Annotated in this window: 18 protein-coding genes; 7 read left to right on the forward strand and 11 right to left on the reverse strand. The window is 50.1% G+C overall.

Annotated features, from left to right (window positions below):
* Positions 1-111 precede the first annotated feature (111 nt).
* From yjgA to H8L47_RS20305, 5 genes are read left to right on the forward strand one after another with little or no spacing between them, the layout of a single operon-like run.
* A complete protein-coding gene (yjgA, locus tag H8L47_RS20285; RefSeq protein ID WP_186955429.1) occupies positions 112-726 on the forward strand; it encodes a ribosome biogenesis factor YjgA in 615 nt (204 codons plus the stop codon).
* Positions 707-1,357 carry a molybdopterin adenylyltransferase gene (gene mog, locus H8L47_RS20290; RefSeq protein WP_408057724.1) on the forward strand — a complete coding sequence of 217 codons (651 nt, stop codon included), beginning with the start codon at positions 707-709 and terminating at the stop codon, positions 1,355-1,357. The genes yjgA and mog overlap by 20 nt, the downstream gene beginning before the upstream one ends.
* Before the next feature lie 19 nt (positions 1,358-1,376).
* Positions 1,377-1,919 carry a metal-dependent hydrolase gene (locus tag H8L47_RS20295; protein WP_186955430.1) on the forward strand — a complete coding sequence of 181 codons (543 nt, stop codon included), beginning with the start codon at positions 1,377-1,379 and terminating at the stop codon, positions 1,917-1,919.
* On the forward strand, positions 1,916-2,593 hold the full coding sequence (locus H8L47_RS20300; protein ID WP_186955431.1) for an alpha/beta hydrolase: 678 nt from the start codon (positions 1,916-1,918) through the stop codon (positions 2,591-2,593). The genes H8L47_RS20295 and H8L47_RS20300 overlap by 4 nt, the downstream gene beginning before the upstream one ends.
* A complete protein-coding gene (locus H8L47_RS20305) occupies positions 2,590-3,330 on the forward strand; it encodes a phytanoyl-CoA dioxygenase family protein (RefSeq protein ID WP_186955432.1) in 741 nt (246 codons plus the stop codon). The genes H8L47_RS20300 and H8L47_RS20305 overlap by 4 nt, the downstream gene beginning before the upstream one ends.
* Here the strand turns inward: H8L47_RS20305 and H8L47_RS20310 are convergent.
* On the reverse strand, positions 3,327-3,869 hold the full coding sequence (locus H8L47_RS20310) for a YaeQ family protein (RefSeq protein ID WP_186955433.1): 543 nt from the start codon (positions 3,867-3,869) through the stop codon (positions 3,327-3,329). The two genes, H8L47_RS20305 and H8L47_RS20310, sit on opposite strands and share 4 nt — an antisense overlap.
* The gene (purU, locus tag H8L47_RS20315; protein ID WP_186955434.1) at positions 3,869-4,741 is read right to left on the reverse strand and encodes a formyltetrahydrofolate deformylase; all 873 of its coding nucleotides are present in this window, start codon (positions 4,739-4,741) and stop codon (positions 3,869-3,871) included. Before purU ends, H8L47_RS20310 begins: the two co-directional genes overlap by 1 nt.
* A 260-nt stretch (positions 4,742-5,001) precedes the next feature.
* On the opposite strand from purU, the gene H8L47_RS20320 reads away from it, so the two are divergent.
* Positions 5,002-6,027 (forward strand): NADP-dependent oxidoreductase, encoded by a 1,026-nt coding sequence (locus H8L47_RS20320; RefSeq protein ID WP_186955435.1) that lies wholly within the window; start codon positions 5,002-5,004, stop codon positions 6,025-6,027.
* 67 nt (positions 6,028-6,094) lie between these two features.
* Here the strand turns inward: H8L47_RS20320 and otnI are convergent, their stop codons facing one another.
* From otnI to ubiD, 4 genes are all read right to left on the reverse strand, one after another.
* Positions 6,095-6,886: a 2-oxo-tetronate isomerase gene (otnI, locus tag H8L47_RS20325; RefSeq protein WP_186955436.1), complete on the reverse strand. Its 792-nt coding sequence runs from the start codon at positions 6,884-6,886 to the stop codon at positions 6,095-6,097.
* A gap of 10 nt (positions 6,887-6,896) precedes the next feature.
* On the reverse strand, positions 6,897-7,856 hold the full coding sequence (locus H8L47_RS20330) for a bile acid:sodium symporter family protein (RefSeq protein WP_186955437.1): 960 nt from the start codon (positions 7,854-7,856) through the stop codon (positions 6,897-6,899).
* A gap of 157 nt (positions 7,857-8,013) precedes the next feature.
* Positions 8,014-8,463 (reverse strand): acyl-CoA thioesterase, encoded by a 450-nt coding sequence (locus H8L47_RS20335; protein ID WP_186955438.1) that lies wholly within the window; start codon positions 8,461-8,463, stop codon positions 8,014-8,016.
* Between the two features lie 41 nt (positions 8,464-8,504).
* Positions 8,505-9,989 carry a 4-hydroxy-3-polyprenylbenzoate decarboxylase gene (gene ubiD / locus H8L47_RS20340; protein WP_186955559.1) on the reverse strand — a complete coding sequence of 495 codons (1,485 nt, stop codon included), beginning with the start codon at positions 9,987-9,989 and terminating at the stop codon, positions 8,505-8,507.
* A gap of 486 nt (positions 9,990-10,475) precedes the next feature.
* On the opposite strand from ubiD, the gene H8L47_RS20345 reads away from it, so the two are divergent.
* The gene (locus H8L47_RS20345) at positions 10,476-11,423 is read left to right on the forward strand and encodes a transglycosylase SLT domain-containing protein (protein ID WP_408057725.1); all 948 of its coding nucleotides are present in this window, start codon (positions 10,476-10,478) and stop codon (positions 11,421-11,423) included.
* 66 nt (positions 11,424-11,489) lie between these two features.
* On the opposite strand, the gene H8L47_RS20350 is transcribed toward H8L47_RS20345, so the two are convergent.
* The 5 genes from H8L47_RS20350 to H8L47_RS20370 all read right to left on the reverse strand — a co-directional run bounded on the left by H8L47_RS20350 (position 11,490) and on the right by H8L47_RS20370 (position 16,102).
* Positions 11,490-12,656, reverse strand: a complete 1,167-nt coding sequence (locus tag H8L47_RS20350) for a pyridoxal phosphate-dependent aminotransferase (protein WP_186955439.1) — start codon at positions 12,654-12,656, stop codon at positions 11,490-11,492.
* A gap of 102 nt (positions 12,657-12,758) precedes the next feature.
* On the reverse strand, positions 12,759-13,223 hold the full coding sequence (gene nusB, locus H8L47_RS20355; RefSeq protein WP_186955440.1) for a transcription antitermination factor NusB: 465 nt from the start codon (positions 13,221-13,223) through the stop codon (positions 12,759-12,761).
* A gap of 94 nt (positions 13,224-13,317) precedes the next feature.
* Positions 13,318-13,815 (reverse strand): 6,7-dimethyl-8-ribityllumazine synthase, encoded by a 498-nt coding sequence (gene ribH / locus H8L47_RS20360; RefSeq protein WP_110253023.1) that lies wholly within the window; start codon positions 13,813-13,815, stop codon positions 13,318-13,320.
* 100 nt (positions 13,816-13,915) lie between these two features.
* Complete coding sequence (gene ribBA / locus H8L47_RS20365) at positions 13,916-15,034, reverse strand: bifunctional 3,4-dihydroxy-2-butanone-4-phosphate synthase/GTP cyclohydrolase II (protein ID WP_186955441.1); 1,119 nt, start codon at positions 15,032-15,034, stop codon at positions 13,916-13,918.
* A gap of 192 nt (positions 15,035-15,226) precedes the next feature.
* Positions 15,227-16,102, reverse strand: coding sequence for a PhzF family phenazine biosynthesis protein (locus H8L47_RS20370; RefSeq protein WP_186955442.1), 876 nt, complete (start codon positions 16,100-16,102; stop codon positions 15,227-15,229).
* Positions 16,103-16,190 lie beyond the last annotated feature (88 nt).

Below are 16,190 nucleotides of genomic sequence, written 5' to 3' on the forward strand. Positions count from 1 at the left end.
ACCATATATGGGTCAATTATGGGTCAATCGCAGCTTGATTTTAGGTAATTCCAAGCTAAAAAGGGTATCATAGCAGCCGTTTCATTAAGTTAATAGTAAAGGCGCAGAATTATGCCAAATCCAAATCGCGGCTCATGTGGCTATCAGTCCAGTGAGTTCGAACCAGAATACGACCGCCCATCAAAATCCCAGTTGAAGCGCGAAATGACCGCCCTGCAGAAATTGGGGCAAGAATTGGTCGAGCAGGCGCGTGAACGTGTCAAGCGCGTACCGATGCCAGAAGATGTGCGTGAAGCCATCCTGATTTGCCAGCAAATCAAGGACCATGAAGGGCGCCGCCGCCAGATGCAATATGTAGGCAAAAAAATGCGTACCCTGGATGAAGCAGAGATTGCCCTGATCCAGAAAACCATCGACAGCTGGAAAGGCGCGTCCAAGTCTGAAACTGCCGCCATGCATGCGCTGGAGCGTCGCCGCGACAAATTGCTGGCAGACGACAATGCCCTGACAGAGCTGATGGCAGAACACCCTCAACTCGACGTACAGCAATTGCGCACCATGATACGCAATGCCCGTAAAGAACAGGCAGAGAACAAGCCGCCCAAGGCTTATCGTGAAATCTTCCAGATTTTGAAAGATTTGCAAAAATCCAAAGCTGCAGCCAATGCGGACGAAGCGGATGACGCAGACCTCGATGAAGAAGACGATGAGTTTGATGACAAGTGAGTCCGAACAAATGACGGTAGCAAATGGCGAAAAACTCAAGATAGGCCTGGTATCAATCTCAGACCGTGCCTCTGCCGGCATTTATCAGGATCAGGGCTTGCCCGCCTTGCAGGAATGGTTTGGCAAGGCTCTCGCCAGCCCTTGGGAAATGGTGACACGCCTGATCCCGGATGAAAGTGCAGCTATAGAACAGGCTTTGATTGCCCTGGTGGATGAAGAGCAATGCCACCTTGTCATCACCACGGGTGGCACAGGTCCATCCCGACGCGATGTCACGCCAGAAGCCACGCTGGCAGTCGCGACAAAGGAAATGCCAGGTTTTGGCGAACAGATGCGCCAGATCAGCCTACAGTTTGTACCGACTGCCATCCTGTCACGCCAGGTTGCCGTGGTACGCGAAACAGCAAATCACGCTGCATTGATTTTAAACCTGCCAGGCCAGCCCAAATCCATCAAGGAAACCCTGGAAGGCTTGAAGGATGCAGAAGGTAAGCAAGTCGTCGCTGGTATTTTTGCAGCAGTACCGTATTGCATAGACTTGATAGGCGGACCGTATATAGAAACGGATGACAGTATCTGCAAGGTTTTCCGCCCTAAGAACGCGATACGCGCCAAAAATCCATCTGCCTGAACGGCAAACCCCGATTGCGATGGCGACCATACTGACGCATCCTGTTGTGCCACTTACTGTGGGTCTGATCCTGGGTCAAAAACGCCTGCCTTGGCCTCTTATCATAACTGGCATGCTGGCAGCAATCCTGCCTGATTTGGATGTCGTTGCGTTCAAACTCGGCATTGCCTATGACTCGGCCTTTGGTCACCGTGGCTTCAGCCACTCCATCGTGTTTGCCATGCTGCTCGCCAGCCTCGCCAGCATCTTTCATACACGCTTGCGTAGTTCTGCCCTGGTTTGCTGGCTGTTCATTGCCTTTGCCACCATCTCACACGGCCTGCTGGATGCACTGACGACAGGTGGAGAAGGTGTAGGATTTTTCTGGCCGCTGACGGAGGAACGCTATTTCTTCCCCTGGCAATTCATCAAAGTCTCGCCAATCGGCCTAAGTCGCTTTCTGACTGAGCGTGGCTGGCGTGTAATACAATCTGAATTATTGACAGTCTGGCTACCGTGCAGCTTCCTGGTGCTAACCATCAAACTGACTACTTATTTTTCATCCTCCCGAAGACCATCATGACTCAAGACATTTTAGCGACTGTAGAAAGAGAAACTGCACCGAACCCTAGCGTTTCCATCATCTGGATGCATGGCCTGGGTGCTGACGGCAATGATTTTCTGTCGATAGTCAGGGAACTCGATTTGCAAAACTGTCCTGGCATACGGTTTATCTTCCCAACTGCACCGACGATGCCTATCACTTTTTACGATCGTTATGTCATGCGTGCATGGTATGACATTCTTGGTAAAGACTTGGCTGCACGTGAAGATGAAAACGGCTTGCGCGCATCACAAAAGCGCATTGAACAATTGATTGCCAGGGAAAATGCGCGCGGCATTCCATCAGATCACATTATTCTCGCGGGTTTCTCGCAAGGCTGTGCCATGACCTTGCAAACCGGCCTGCGCTACCCTGAAAAACTGGCAGGCTTGCTCTGCCTGTCAGGCTATCTGCCACTGCGTAATTTCCTTGCAGAAGAACGCCACGAAGCGAATACCGGAACACCCATCTTTCAGGCGCACGGCCAAGTGGACGACGTTATTCAAATTCAGCGCGCCAAAGAATCGCGCGATCTTTTACTTGCAGCAGGCTACCAGGTAGACTGGCATGAATATCTGATGGCACATCAAGTCTGCAAAGAGGAGCTTACTGACATCAGTCAGTGGCTAGAAAAAGTCTTGCAGGGAAAATGAACGAGACAATAGGCATCGATCAAAGCATCGCAGCAACCCTGGCAAGCCAGGGTTTTTTCATCTTGCGCGGGTTTCTTGATCAGGCTGAACTTGCCCAGTTAGAGCAGGCCTGTCAGCCCATCACCAATGAATACGGCGTGCGCCAAGTGTTGCAAATCCAACCAAATATAGCTCAGTCACTGCCATGGCAGAAAATTCAATCAGTCCTGAATGCTGCCGGAATGTCTGCAGCAAAACCTGTGCGCAGCCTGTTCTTCAATAAAAATGCGGCGCATAACTGGTTGGTCCCCTGGCATCAAGATATGACTATTTGCGTGAATCACAAAACAGAACTGGCTGGGTATAGCAAATGGACGCTAAAAAATGGCGTACATCATGTCGAACCGCCGACTGATGTATTGGATCAGATGCTGACATTGCGCATCGCCATGGATGCCGCCAATCATGAGAATGCTGCATTGAAAGTGCTGGCTGGCAGTCATCGCCACGGCAAACTCATGGGCAGGCAACTAGGCGCTAATGTCGACAATGTGGCGCAAGCTGACATGCACGCCTGCACAATGCAGGAAGGCGATGTCTTGTTGATGAAGCCCTTGCTTCTCCACGCTTCTGACAAAGCATTGAATGCCGGTCAGCGGCGAGTGTTGCACCTGGAATTCAGTGCCTCTGCACTGCCTGCCCCCATACAGTGGGCAGAGGCAACACAGACAGCACAAGTATCACCAACGACAAATTAGGCAAAATCTTTCAGCGTTTCCAGGTCAATTTGCACGGAGGCGTCTCCGGCTGACATCCAGATTTGTCCATCCTGTATCGTGCATTGTAATTGCATATTGCGTTGCGCGAGTTTTTCCAGTGCCTGGCTTTGCTCTGAAGGCACGTTCATGACGCGCAAATTCTTGGCACGATCAAGGCGGCTATTCATTGCCTTCCACCAGATATCACTGGCACTGGCAAAACTGTAGGCGATGACTTGCTCTGAACGGCCGCAAGCCTTTAACAAACGTCGGTCGTCCGGCTGGCCCACTTCTATCCACAGCTGTATGGCGTCGGTGTAATCCTTGAGCCAGATATCAGGCTCTTCTGTATCGGATATGCCTTTACCAAATTCCAGGCGTTCAGCCGCATGGATGGCGAAAGCCAGCACACGTATCATCATGCGCTCATCGGTCTCAGATGGATGACGGGCAATCGTCAGACTATGGTCGGCGTAATAGCCGCGGTCCATATCAGAGATATTCAAGTCGGCTTTATAAATGATGGATTTGAGTGCCATTACTTGAACACCACCGTTTTATGGCCATTCAACAAAATGCGATGTTCAACAAAGCATTTGACGGCACGCGCCAGCACCACGCATTCCACATCGCGGCCTATGGCTGTCAGGGTTTCTGGCTCCATGGAATGATCTACACGCTCCACATCCTGTTCAATAATCGGGCCTTCGTCCAGATCACCAGTCACAAAATGAGCGGTAGCACCTATCAGTTTGACGCCACGTTCATGCGCCTGATAATAAGGTTTTGCCCCCTTGAAGCTGGGCAGGAAAGAATGGTGGATATTAATCGCCTTGCCTTTCAGGGCATCACATAGTTGCGGCGACAATATCTGCATGTAGCGCGCCAGAACCACCAGTTCAATATCATTGCTGGCAACAATATCCAATACCTTTTGCTCCTGCGCCTGCTTGGCTTCTGCCGGTGCACCCGCTGCCAGTGGCAGATGGTGGAAAGGAATATTGTAGCTGGCCGCCAGTTGATAAAAGTCGGTGTGGTTCGAGACGATGGCCTTGATTTCTACAGGCAGCAGACCGCTCTTGTAGCGGAACAGCAAATCATTCAGGCAATGGCCAATTTTGGATACCATCAGCATCACGCGTGGCTTGTGATGGGCATCATGCAATTGCCAGTTCATTTGCATATTCGCACCCAAAGCTGCAAATTCTTCACGCAAGGCACTGTCGCTGACGCTGGAATCTTCTACCGCAAAATGCACGCGCATGAAAAAAGTTGCAGATTGTGCATCGCCAAACTGGGCAGAATCGATAATATTACAGCCATGGTTGGCCAGGAAGCCCGATACGCTATGCACAATGCCGCGCTGATCGGGACAGGATAAAGTCAGGATATATTCTGGTCGTATGCTCATGATGTCTGTGTATAGGCCAGGATGTACTGTTTTCCATGGCCAGAAACAAATTAAATTCGTTGAATTGATTGCAAAGCTTAAAAATTAACCGCGTATTGTCGCATGATCAGTCGCATAATTCATAGAATCCGGCTTCAATTAAATAATCATAACAAAAAGCACGATCGTTCTAATTAGTGTATAGTCGTTCTTCTGGCAGCCCCACCCATAAAAAATTGGTTCAGACAGCAGCATCCCAAGTACAACATTCTGGAGACAACATGAGCACACTCAGCAATCAACAATACCGCCTCGCCGCTCGCCCTGTCGGCAACCCCAAGCATAGCGACTGGAACTTTACGACAGAAGAAGTACGTGATATCACAGACGGTGAAATCATCGTACAAACCATCTATATCTCGCTGGACCCTGCAATGCGCGGCTGGATGAATGAAGGCAAATCCTACATCCGCCCGGTTGCCATCAATGAAGTCATGCGTGCTGGTGGCATAGGTAAGGTGATTGCTTCAAAGTCCCCAAAATTTGCTGTCGGTGATTATGTCTCTGGTGGCACAGGTGTGCAGCAATACTGGGTAGGTGCGGCAGATGACAAAACGGCGGGCTTTTACAAGGTCAGCCCAAAACTCGCCCCTCTGCCAAAATTCATGAATGCGCTGGGCATGCCTGGCATGACAGCTTATTTTGGTTTGCTCGATGTTGGCCAGCCTAAAGCTGGTGAAACAGTGGTGGTATCCGGCGCAGCCGGTGCAGTTGGCCAGACTGTAGGCCAGGTCGCCAAACAAAAAGGTTGCCGCGTCGTTGGCATTGCCGGTGGCAAGGATAAATGCGATTTCGTCGTTAAGGAACTGGGCTTTGATGCCTGCATAGATTACAAATCCGGCTCCGTTAAAGATGGCTTGAAAGAACACTGCCCGAATGGCGTAGATATTTATTTTGATAATGTCGGCGGTGATATTCTTGACACCGTACTTACCCGTATCAATCTGAAAGCACGCATCATTATTTGCGGCGCGATCTCCCAGTACAACAACACTACTCCCGTCAAAGGCCCGGCCAACTACCTCTCGCTGCTGGTGAACCGCGCCCGCATGGAAGGTATCGTGGTATTTGACTACGCTGCCCGCTACGGCGAAGCAGTCGCTGAAATGGGTAAATGGATGGCTGAAGGAAAATTCCAGACTCGTGAAGATATCGTCAAGGGCATAGAAACCTTCCCTGATACCCTGATGATGCTGTTTGAAGGCAAAAACTTTGGCAAACTGATATTGCAGGTAGGCGAAGAATAAGAATCCGGCGTTCTTTCTGACATACAAAAAGCAGTCGTGATGACTGCTTTTTTATTAAGCTACAAATTCATTTCAACCAGTGCCTTACCCAGGATAAGCCCTCTGAAGTACCCGCGCGCGGCCTATACTCACAGCCTATCCAGCCTTGATAGCCCAGCTCATCAATCAAATCAAATAGATAAGGGTAATTCACTTCCCCAAGATCAGGTTCATGTCTGTCCGGCACACCAGCTATCTGTATATGGCCAATACCAGCATGCAGGCGCGACATATCGCGGCGCAGCTTGATCGCGACATCACCCTCGACTATCTGGCAATGATAGATGTCAAATTGCACACGCAAATTCTCTACGCCTATCTCCAGGCAAATCTCTTGCGCCTCATCTTGCCTGTTCAAAAAATAACCGGGTATGTCGCGGGCATTAATAGGTTCAATAACAATCGTTATGCCCTCTCTGGCAGCCAGCAAGGCAGCATAGGCAAGATTACGCAAATACACAGCCCTGTGCTTTTCCCTGTCTTGTTCAGGCTGTATCAATCCAGCCATGACATGCAAATGACGGTTACCCAACACTCGTGCATAGTCAAGCGAGGTACTGAAGGCTTGCTTGAACTCTTCTTCACGACCGGGCAAGGAGGCAATCCCGCGCTCCCCCAACGCCCAGTTACCAGGGGCAGTATTGAACAGGACTTGCTCCAATCCATGTGCATTCAACAAATCACGCAACTCTGTAGCCGGGTACTCATAGGGGAACAGATACTCAACCGCCTTGAAACCATCTTTCGCTGCAGCGGCAAAACGATCAAGAAAAGCAAACTCGGTATACATCATGCTGAGATTGGCAGCAAAACGAGGCATGTCTGACTCCTTATCTTTTGGCGTAATGTTGCGCCATGATGGCACAGACCATTAACTGTAACTGATGAAACAACATTAATGGCAATAAGACCATACCAACAGCATGGCTGGCAAATAAAACTTTGGCCATGGGTACACCACTGGCCAGACTTTTCTTGGAGCCACAAAATACGATGGTGATTTCATCTTCCTTGCTAAATCCCAAACGGCGGCTGATGACAGTCGTCAATACCATAATAATTGCCAGCATCAGGGCGCTGATGCCCAATAAACTTGCCAGCATCAAAGGCGGTAGTTGTTGCCATAAGCCTTGCACGACCGCCTCACTGAAAGCAACATACACGACCAGCAAAATCGAACTCTGGTCCACCATCTTCAGCGTGACGGCATATTTTTCCAGCCAGGCCAGCAACCAGGGCCTGGCAATCTGTCCCGCGACAAACGGCAATAATAATTGACAAACAATTTTAAACATTGCGTCCAGTGAGGAATGAGTCTCACCATGTGCGACCATAAGCAGGCTGACCAGCAAAGGCGTCAGGAATATCCCCAACATATTACTGGCCGAGGCACTACAGACCGCCGCAGGTACATTACCGCGGGCGACTGAAGTAAATGCGATTGAAGATTGTACCGTTGACGGCAATACACATAGAAAAAGTATGCCTATGTATAATTCAGGCGTCACCAGAAACAGGAGCAATGGCTTCAAGGCCACACCCATCAGAGGGAAGATGGCGAATGTACATACCATGACCAGCAAATGCAAACGCCAATGGGTAATGCCGGCCAGCACAGCCTGGCGCGACAACTTGGCACCGTGCATGAAGAATAGCAATGCGATCATGCCTACCGACAAATGATCGAAGCCTGATGCGATCACCCCGCGCGCAGGAAACAGGCTGGCCAGTGCGACCACACCAAACAACAGCAAAGTCATATTATCGGGTAAAAAACGCGGGCGTTTCATATGGGGAGAAGCAATAAGTGTGGGTGATTGATTGTACTTGAATAAACCACACTGTCTTGCGAGGGAGATCGCCTTAAGGAAAAAACGTAGTCTGACACCAACACATCCAAACTCTACATCCGGCGTGCGGAGTTATCAACGTCCATACAGTCGTAAGTTAGACTGCTGCAACCACTGCCGGTAAATAGATGTCGCAAAATTCTGCCGGCATGCGACGTGCGCGACCACTGCTAAGCTCTATGCATACTAAATCCCAGCGCCCCCTGAGTACCGTGGCACCGTCGCTATCACGTATCAATTGAAAACGCCTGTCCATGGTGAGTTTACCGTCGCTGGCAAACAACCAGGTTGCCAGCGTCAACGATTCACCGAGCAAGGTTGGCAAGACATAATCATATTCACCACGTCTGATCGCCATGGCGTGGTCGAGGCGATGGTAATCTGCCAGATTCAATCCCAGCGCTTCAGAATGCCCCCATGCGACTTCTTCGCACCAGCGTACATAGACTGCATTGTTAGTGTGATTCAAACCATCGATATCACTTCCCTGCGGCTTCACTGACCGCATGAATGGTTGCGGGTAATCCCAATTTGTGGAAACACTCATATATATACATGCAAAAAAATTGATAACTACAAGGATGTAATTTACAAACCCAACTCTTGCCAGATTTGATCTACTTTCGCCTTTACTTCTGGCGTCATTTCTATGGTAGTGCCCCACTCACGGCTGGTCTCGCCAGGCCATTTATTGGTCGCATCTATGCCCATCTTGCTACCCAGGCCACTGACCGGTGAAGCAAAGTCCAGGTAATCAATCGGCGTGTTGTCGACCAGCGTGGTATCGCGCAAGGGATCAACACGGGTAGTGATCGCCCAGATGACTTCTTTCCAGTCGCGGATATTGACATCTTCATCGACGACGATGATGAACTTGGTGTACATGAACTGCCGCAAAAAACTCCAGACACCAAACATGACGCGCTTGGCATGACCGGCGTAGGCCTTTTTCATTTGCACAACGGCCATGCGATAACTACAGCCTTCCGGCGGGAGGTAGAAGTCGGTAATTTCACTGAACTGTTTTTGCAATAATGGGATGAAAACTTCGTTCAGCGCCACACCAAGTATCGCTGGCTCATCTGGTGGCTTCCCTGTATACGTAGAGTGATAAATAGGATCGCGGCGCATGGTGATACGGTCTATGGTGAAGACCGGGAACCAGTCTTTCTCGTTGTAATAACCGGTGTGATCACCATACGGACCTTCCAGCGCATGTTCATAGCCGCTAGGATGATTTTCATCTGGATAAATATGCCCTTCCAGCACGATTTCTGCTGATGCGGGTACGCGCAATTCGCTACCGATCGCCTTCACCAATTCAGTACGACTGCCACGCAAGAGACCGGCAAACTGGTATTCAGATAAACTGTCTGGCACTGGTGTTACTGCACCTAATATAGTGGCCGGATCTGCACCAAGTGCAACGGCGATAGGATAAGGTTTGCCCTTATTGACGATGCCATGTTCACGAAAATCCAGCGCACCGCCACGATGTGCCAGCCAGCGCATAATGACTTTATTGCGACCCAATACTTGCTGTCTATAGATACCCAGATTCTGGCGTTTCTTATTGGGGCCTTTGGTAATCACCAGGCCCCAGGTGATCAAGGGTGCGACGTCGCCTGGCCAGCAATGCTGTATCGGTAAACGGGCAAGATCGACGTCATTACCTTCCCAGACTATTTCCTGGCATTTGGCACCACGCAGCTCTTTAGGTGACATGTCCCAGACAGCTTTCACCAATGATCCCATGCCCAGCATCTCTTTAAAACCCTTGGGTGGTTCTGGTTCTTTTAGCGCTGATAAGACATGGCCTATCTGCCGCAATTCGCTCAGGTTTTCTGCGCCCATGCCAAGTGCTACGCGACGTGTCGTGCCAAATAAATTACCCAGCACTGGTATGGTATGGCCAACAGGTTTGGTGAATAAAAGAGCCGGACCTTCAGAACGCAAAGTGCGGTCGCAAATCTCTGTCATTTCAAGATGTGGTGAAACAGGCAAGTCCACCCGTTTTAGCTCGTCTTTTTCTTGCAGTTGAGAAATAAAATCTCTCAAATCAGAATATTTCATCATTTTTCGCTTTTTCGTATCTCTGCACTAGTCGCACTAGCAAATTCTGCCAAGTGCTTGATTTTATTCAACTTTGCTGCATTGCAGCACAATTCATTAGACATAAAAGTAATCAACTTCTCGTTTGATAGTGTTGACTTGATATAAAACCGCCCCTACAATTCGCTCAACTTGATGAAGAGGTTAATGACTTCCGCCACTTTCGATGCAAAGAAAGTTTCGCCACACGGTAACATCATTCACGGGGATCGGGCCCCAACATAACATTGTAAGGATTGTTTTCAAAAGGCGTCTGCCTTAACCCGAAAATAGTTGTTTGTCACTGGACACACCATGACCAGGTCTGACTGATCTGATTTGACAAACGACTCCGGCGTCTTGCGATCACACTTGTGACGAAGACGATGTTTCTGATTCGTAGATTAGCTGTTTGCATTTGACTTTGAATAAAGGTGGATGTCGCGTCGCGAAAATTCAGGAGGTAACATGTTTCAACGTTTTATTTTAGCTGTACAACAAAGTAGTTTTTCTTCAACGGATACGCGCAAAGCGCTCTCCATGGTAGCGCGTGATACAAGCAGTGGTTTATTCACCACCCTGCGCAACCTGCTCACACTCGCTGGTGTCATCGCCATGACTGTTCTGGTCATGATGTTTGTCAAACCCGAACTCACTGACAAATTCAAAGATTTGTCCCCCTATGCTGAAGTTGACGAAGAAACTCCAGCAGAAGCCGTAGCGACTGTACCAGCACCTGATCTTGCACATTTGATGAAGGCACCCGGTCAGACCAATTCTGATGCGAACTTGCAAGCATCTGAAGAAGAAGCAAAAATGCTGGGCAACACCCGTCAGCAACAATGGGTAACTACCTGGCTGGCCAAGCGCTACCGTGTGGCTACTGATGCAACCAATATGCTGGTATCCGCCGCTTACCTGACAGCCAAAGAAATCAAGATTGATCCTTTACTGATACTGTCCGTCATGGCGATAGAATCCGGCTTGAATCCTTTCGCGGAAAGCCCGGTAGGAGCGCAAGGCCTGATGCAAGTCATGTCCAAAGTACATCACGACAAGTTCCAGGACCTTGGAGGCGTGAAAGCTGCCCTGAATCCGGTTGCCAATATCCGTGTTGGTGCCCTGATCCTGAAAGACTATGTCACTCGCGGCGGTTCTGTTGAAGCCGGTCTGAAGATGTATGTAGGCGCAGCCGATGCCGACACTGACTCTGGTTATGGCGCACGTGTATTGAATGAATACAAGCGCCTGAAAGATGTCTCTGCTGGTAAGAACGTACCTACCTTCTTTAGCAGCGCCCCGGCACCTGCCCCCGTACAAGCCCGCCCAATTGAAGCGGCTCCAACACTCAAGCCTGAGGCAACAGAAGCCAGACTGACAGTAGAACCGAAAAAAGACCAGGTCGCAGCACTGTAAACCTGCTCTTTAAAAAAGCCGCCTGATCTTTTTTGATCCGGCGGCTTTTTCAATTCTTGACCACGGTTATTTGTTCGCCAGAAATTTCTTCAGCCGAGCAACAGCCTCTTGCAAATTCTCAAATGAATTGGCATATGACAGCCGCACATACGATGTCGCAGTCGCCGGGCCAAAATCCAGGCCAGGCACGATTACTACACCTGCTTCATTCAATACCTGTTTGGCAAAGGCATCTGCATCGTCGGTAAACCTGGAACAGTCGGCATAGACATAGAATGCGCCATCCGGCATGACGGGGATACCAAAACCCAGTTCGCGCAATGCAGGCACGATGTAGTCGCGGCGACGCTTAAATTCTGCCCTGCGCTCTTCATAAATGCTCATAGTCGCAGGCTCAAAGCAAGCCAGCGCCGCATACTGCGCAATCGAAGACGGGCAAATGAACAGGTTTTGCGCCAACTTTTCGAGTGCAGGCACAATACGCTCTGGCACCACCAGCCAGCCAAGACGCCAGCCTGTCATATTGAAATACTTGCTGAAACTATTGATGACGACCACATCTTCATCCAGCGACAAGGCAGAAAATGGCGACCCATCATAAGTCAGTCCCTGATAAATCTCATCAACAATGCTGAAGCCACCCAGTTCCTTGACGGTTGCAACGATTTTGCCCAGTTCTTCATGCTCTATGGAAGTGCCAGTAGGATTCGATGGCGATGCCAGCAAAACACCACTGCTGCGCTCATCCCATTGCTGGCGGACGATTTCTTCTGTCAATTGAAAACGGTGGTCCGGTCCACTGGCGATGAGTTTTGCCCTTCCCTCAAATGCAGCAACAAAATGGCGGTTGCAGGGATAGCAAGGATCAGGCATCAGCACTTCCCTGCCCGGCTCGACCAGGGCAGCACAAGCTAGCAACAAAGCTGCCGATGCACCTGCCGTCACGATAATGCGGGAAGCTGCCACTTCAAGGCCAAACACATCACGATAATGCTGCGATATCGCCGTGCGCAATGCTGGCAAACCCAGAGCCGAGGTATATTGCAAACGCCCGGCCGCCATGGCCTTTGCGGCTGCATCAATCACCGCTTGCGGCGCCGTAAAGTCTGGTTCGCCTATACCCATATGTATCAGATGGCGCCCCTGCTGTTCCAGTTCCGCCGCCATTTTCATGAGTTCCATCACGTGGAAAGGGGCAATATTGTCCAGTCTTGCTGCGAGATTTTGATGCATGGCACTTCCTAAAAACACAGGCTGAAAAAAACCGCCTTATTTATCTTTCAAAATAAGGCGGTAGATGCTTTTACAAATATGGTCAGTAACTTGGTCAGTACCTTACTTACCTGCTGCAACCTCAGTCGCACGCAGCTTTGCTGCCAGTTTGTCGAGTACGCCATTGACATACTTGTGACCATCGAGTCCACCAAAGGACTTGGTCAGCTCGACCGCTTCATTGATAACAACGCGGTAAGGGATTTCTATGTGATTCTTCAATTCATAGGCACCAATCAGCAAGGCGGCATGCTCGATAGGTGACAATTCAGCAATGGTACGATCGATCAGGGGAGCAATTTGCTGGCGCAATTCTATGGATTGTTTGATAGCACCGTGCAACAGGGAATCAAAATGTTCTCTGTCAGCCTTCTCAAAACCGTGAGCTTCACGGATATGGGCTTCAATTGCACCAGAATCTTCATTATTCAGCAGCCATTGGTACATGCCCTGCAAGGCAAATTCGCGCGCACGGTGGCGTGGCGAACGGTTCTTGCTGGGATTGGCGTGTAGTGTTTTATTATTCATATCTTCTCTTACCGTATCTTACTTAACTTACCTAATTTAAAGCTGGGTGATCATGGTTCAGGCTTAAATTCAAGCTCAAGCCTGGACAAGACGATCAGGCATCATAGTGCACATCTTCTGTGGCTTCTGCCAATTCTTCGAGGGCCAGAGTCAGGTTGGCCATTTCTACGGCAACGCGGGCGGCATCACGGCCTTTTTCCTGCATGCGCACTTCGGCCTGTTCGTCATTCTCTGTGGTCAGGATGGCATTGGCGATAGGGATTCCGGCGTCCAGGCCAACGCGGGTGATGCCTGCGCCAGATTCATTCGACACCAGTTCAAAGTGGTAGGTTTCACCACGGATAACTGCGCCCAGAGCGATCAGGGCATCGAATTGATTGGTCTCTGCCAGTTTTTGCAAAGCCAGCGGCACTTCCAGTGCGCCCGGCACTGTGACGTGCAGAATGTCTTCATTGAGTACACCCAGCAGTGACAATTCAGCCAGGCAAGCATCCAGCAAGCCCTTGCCGATATTGTCATTGAAACGCGCCTGTACGATACCTACGCGTACGCCTGCGCCATCCAGATTTGCTTCGTAATGTCCAACTGTCATAATATTCTTTCTTGCGCTTTTCGCGCCTAATGTAATGTGAGTGGTGGAAGTACACAAAAAAGACCGCTGGCGACTCTGCTACAGCCCGGCACTCCCATCATTATTTGTCTACGCACGGCTTATCGAGATAACCAACAACTTCGAGATTAAATCCTGTCATGGACGGCATCTTACGTGGATTGGCCAGCAATTTCATCTTGCCCACGCCAACATCCTTCAAAATCTGTGCACCTATGCCGTAATTGCGCAAGTCCATGCGTGCGGCACGGCCTGTTGGCCTGGTTTCTGGCGTATCGAGTGCTTTGAACTGGTCAAACATCTGCTCGGCAGTTTCTTCGCAATTGAGCAAGACGATCACGCCGGATTCCGATTTCTTGATAGCCGCCATAGCCGCAGCGACATTCCATGAATGCGTAGTGGCCTGGCTTTCCAGCAAATCAATGATGGATACCGGCTGATGCACACGCACCAGTGCTTCTTTTTCGCGAGTGATATCGCCATGTACCAGCGCCAAGTGGGCGGAGCCACTAGGCTTATCGCGATAAACCAGCGCCTTGAAGCTGCCATGCACGGTATGCATTTCACGTTCGGCCACACGATCAACGATGCTCTCTGTCTGGCTACGGTAATGAATCAGGTCGGCAATCGTCCCTATCTTCATATCATGTTCTTGGGCGAACTCGATCAGATCAGGCAATCGAGCCATGGTGCCATCGTCCTTCATGATTTCGCAAATCACTGATGCCGGGGTCAGTCCTGCCAGCTCTGCCAGGTCGCAACCGGCCTCAGTATGACCTGCACGCATGAGGACACCGCCTCTTTGCGCCTTCAGAGGGAAAATATGACCAGGCTGGACGATGTCAGCAGCAGTGGACTTCTTGTCAACAGCAACTTGTACCGTGCGGGCGCGGTCTGCAGCGGAAATGCCAGTGGTTACTCCTTCAGCCGCTTCTATTGATACGGTGAAGTTGGTGCCAAAAGAAGTGCCGTTGCGGCTTGTCATCATGGCCAGGTTCAACTGGTCACAACGCTCTTCTGTCAGAGTCAGGCAAATCAGGCCACGGCCAAACTTGGCCATGAAATTGATGGCTTCTGGAGTGACAAACTCGGCGGCCATGATCAAGTCGCCTTCGTTTTCTCTATCTTCTTCATCAACCAGTATCACCATGCGCCCAGCGCGCAATTCGGCAACGATTTCCTGGGTAGTAGACATGCTCATAGGGGAATATCCTGAACCGGGCCAAAGACACAAGAACGTCGGGCCGCTGGTTTTTCAGTGCAAATGAATGAAGTCGCTATTTTAAAGGATTTACGCCCTTTCTTCCTGTGCATTCTGTCGATTTATCAAGGATTTATGATGCATCCATTGAGTGACATGCGCCAGATACCTGACAAGTTCAGTCAAAGGGACCTAAATTTGCAGCGTCCCCTGCGCGATTTCTATTACATTGCCACCTACATGTATTTTTTTGTCAACATCAATATCAAGATAAAGCTGACATGGCCGCCTGACATATTCACCCTGGTTGACCACCAGACTGGCTGGCAGTGCATGACCCTGCTCTACCAACCAGGCCCCCAGGTTGGCACAGGCAGAACCAGTACCCGGGTCTTCGGCAAAACCTCCCCCTTGTCTGGCGAAGAAATAGCGCACTTTTATCTCGCTGCGTCCAGTTCCGACATCATTTGTGGCATCCGGTGCAAATACATAGGCAGACTTACGTCCCAGTTGATTGGCGGGCCAAAGGGACAGTTTCGCCGCATCTGGCTGCGCTCGCCCCACGGCCGCTGAGGATTTGAGCGGCACCAGCAATTGCCGGCTACCCGTGTTCACCCATACCGGCACAGACAATATATCATCTTCGTCCAGCCCCAACATGGCAGCAACGTCGCCAATGGCCAGATTGCTGGCTTGCACATGCGGCCCGGGTTTGGTCGGGGTGGTCAAGGTCCAGCGATTGTCATTGAATATCAAGGGGATGATACCGCCCTTGCATTCCAGGTTCAAATGCTGCCGTCCCTGATTTAAGACGGACACAACATGGGCACTGCCCAGGCTAGGGTGGCCGGCAAAAGCCATTTCTGTATCTGGCGTAAATATGCGCATTCTGGCTGTAGCAACTTCGGAAGGCAGGATGAAGGTCGTTTCAGACAAATTGAATTGCAATGCCAGGGCCTGCATTTCTTCATCAGACATACCGCTGGCATTTTCAAAAACACACAAGGGGTTACCAGCCAAGGTTTGCCCAGCAAAAACGTTGACTATTCTAAATGCATATTGGCGCATGACGGCTCACTTCATTATTTGCGGTAAAAAATAAAACTTCACCACCATGCTGACATAATTCCCAGGCAAAAATAATCACAGATACAGC

Source organism: Undibacterium umbellatum, assembly GCF_014284125.1.
GTDB classification, from domain to species: Bacteria; Pseudomonadota; Gammaproteobacteria; order Burkholderiales; family Burkholderiaceae_D; genus Undibacterium; species Undibacterium umbellatum.